Source organism: Propionivibrio sp. (assembly GCF_017995515.1).
Classification (GTDB): Bacteria; Pseudomonadota; Gammaproteobacteria; order Burkholderiales; family Rhodocyclaceae; genus Propionivibrio.
Genome location: NZ_JAGOIT010000067.1, coordinates 2,127 through 4,564, shown reverse-complemented (window position 1 = coordinate 4,564; position 2,438 = coordinate 2,127). Strand labels below are relative to the sequence as shown.

Below are 2,438 nucleotides of genomic sequence, written 5' to 3'. Positions count from 1 at the left end.
GGCTGGTGCGACACGGGCGAATCCCCGTCCTTGTCGGCCGAGCGGGAGGTGGCGGAAGAGAGCGGTTTGCAGGTGAGGGCTGTTCGCCTGGTCGCGCTCTTCGACAAGTTGAAGCACGACCACCCGCCGCAAATCCCGCATGCCTACAAGCTGTTCTTTCACTGCCGGAAGATTGGCGGAGAAGACCTGCGGCAGACGAACGAGACGCTCGACTGCGCCTACTTTCCGGTGGACAGCCTGCCCGCGCTTTCGCTGAACAGGAACACGCCGAAACAGATTGTCGAGCTAACCGCGCATATCCGGTCGGGTAGCGAGTTCACCTTGTTTGATTGACGCCGCGCCAATCCGGTCTGGACTACGCGTCGGAGCGGTCGCCGGTGAGTCGTGCTTCGCTTCTTGCGCCGTCGCCCTGAAGCGTTCCCCCCAATCCCGCATCTGCAAGAGCAGCGCTTCGAGCGAACGGCCCAACTCGGTCAGCTCGTACTCGACGCGCGGCGGGATCTGCGCGTAGACGTGCCGGACGACGACGCCGTCGGCTTCGAGTTCACGCAGTTGCAGCGTGATCATGCGCTGTGTCGCGTTGGGTACCGCGCGGCAGAGGTCGCTGAAGCGCTTGCGCCCTTCGAGCAGGTGAAACAGCAGCACCGGCTTCCAGCGCCCGCCGACGACGGCGAGCGTTGCCTCGACCGCACAGCCCGTTACTCCACAGTATCTGCGTGCCATTCCTTGTTTCTCCCGCCGATTGATTGAACGGCATCGATACTATCAAAAATGTACGTACTACCGAAGATGGGATCTACGGTCTAAGATCGTTGCTTTCATCAACAAGCGAACGAAGGAGCCATGCAATGCGAGCCTACGAGATCATCCCGGGAACGACCGTCGAGGCGATTCGCCTGACCGAGCGGTCGGCGCCGGTTGCGTGTGCCGGCCAGGTCGTCATCGACATCCGGGCGCGTTCCCTCAACTTCCGTGATGTGATCAACATCTCGGGGCCGAGGGACGGTAGTCCGAAAACCACCGGTGTCATTCCCTGTTCCGATGGCGCTGGCGTGGTGGCGGCGGTCGGCGAGGGCGTGACGCGGCTGAAGGTCGGCGATCGCGTCGCTGGCGCGTTCATGCCGGACTGGCTCAATGGCCCGATGACGCCCGAGGTGCAGGCCGGTGCGCTCGGCGGCACGGTCGATGGCGTGCTTGCCGAGCAGATCGCGCTGCCGGCAACGGGTGTGGTGAAGATTCCCGAGCACCTCACGTTCGAGGAAGCCGCGACCTTGCCCTGTGCCGGCGTCACCGCGTGGTACGCGCAGTTCGTCGGCGGCCACATCCTGCCCGGCGACACCGTGCTCCTGCTCGGCACCGGCGGCGTCTCCATCTTCTCGCTGCAGTTCGCCAAGATGGCCGGCGCGCGCGTCATCCTCACGAGTTCCAGCGACGAAAAGCTCGAACGCGCCCGCGCCCTGGGCGCCGACCACGTGATCAACTACCGCCGGCAGCCCGAGTGGCAGAACGCCGTGCTCGAGTTCACCGACGGCAAGGGCGCCGACCACGCCGTCGAGGTCGGCGGGCCGGATACCTTGAACCGGACACTGCAGGCTGTGCGCGTCGGCGGTTCGATCTCGCTGATGGGCGTGCTCACCGGCTTCACCGCCAACCTCTCGACGGTGTCCATCCTGCACAAGAACATCAAGATCCAGGGCACCTACGTCGGCTCGGTCGCGATGTTCGAGGCGATGAATCGCGCGATCGCGCTGCACCGGATGAAGCCGGTGGTCGACCGCGTGTTCGCCTTCGACGACGCGGTGGCGGCGCTCAAGTACCTGCAGTCGGGGAGTCACTTCGGCAAGGTGGTGGTCTCGGTGTGACTGCGGCAGCGGGGCGCCGGAAAGTGGCGATGGACCATGGCCGCCGCCACGTCGCTACCGCTTCTCACCAAAACGAGGGGTACCCAAAAGGCCGCTTCTGGCGCGTAACGCAGCGGCGATCCGGAGCGGTTCCGACAAGCTCGGCCACGCTTCGATGCCCGCCGCCTCCGGCGCCGGCCACGATGCGGTCTACATGGCCGACTCTGCGAAGCCGGCATGATCTTCATCCCCAGCAAGGACGGCATTATTGATCCGGTGCGGTAATGTTTGAAGTCCGTTCGCCCTGAGCTTGTCGAAGGGGGCGGGCTTCGACAGGCTCAGCCCGAACGGGAGTCGAGACTTCTTGGAAAGCCGGGACAGACCACCATGGCACTGGGAAAACCGGGGGGGAAACCGGGACGGACCACGGTTTCATTAGTTCGATTTCTTTCCGCCTGTTCTCATTCTTCTTAATAGGCCCGGATAGTTTGCATCGAAGTCGAGATGCTCGTCGCTCACGGGCGCGTTCGCCGAAAACTGCAACAGTTTGTAAAGCACGGCCGGCCGGGTCGGCTGCTCGGGGATGCCAACGTTAAT

The 2,438-nt window shown here is 64.0% G+C and carries 3 protein-coding genes; 2 read left to right on the top strand and 1 reads right to left on the bottom strand.

All coding sequences use genetic code 11. From position 1 onward, the window contains the following. Positions 1–333, top strand: a 333-nt coding sequence (locus tag KBA32_RS11620; RefSeq protein WP_294359083.1) for an NUDIX domain-containing protein, incomplete at its 5' end; no start/stop codon positions are given. On the opposite strand, the gene KBA32_RS11615 is transcribed toward KBA32_RS11620, so the two are convergent. Further along, a complete protein-coding gene (locus KBA32_RS11615; RefSeq protein WP_294359081.1) occupies positions 286–723 on the bottom strand; it encodes a helix-turn-helix domain-containing protein in 438 nt (145 codons plus the stop codon). The two genes, KBA32_RS11620 and KBA32_RS11615, sit on opposite strands and share 48 nt — an antisense overlap. Positions 724–848: 125 nt before the next feature. On the opposite strand from KBA32_RS11615, the gene KBA32_RS11610 reads away from it, so the two are divergent. Then, positions 849–1,862, top strand: a complete 1,014-nt coding sequence (locus tag KBA32_RS11610) for an NAD(P)-dependent alcohol dehydrogenase (RefSeq protein ID WP_294359079.1) — start codon at positions 849–851, stop codon at positions 1,860–1,862. The last annotated feature ends 576 nt before the right edge of the window (positions 1,863–2,438 follow it).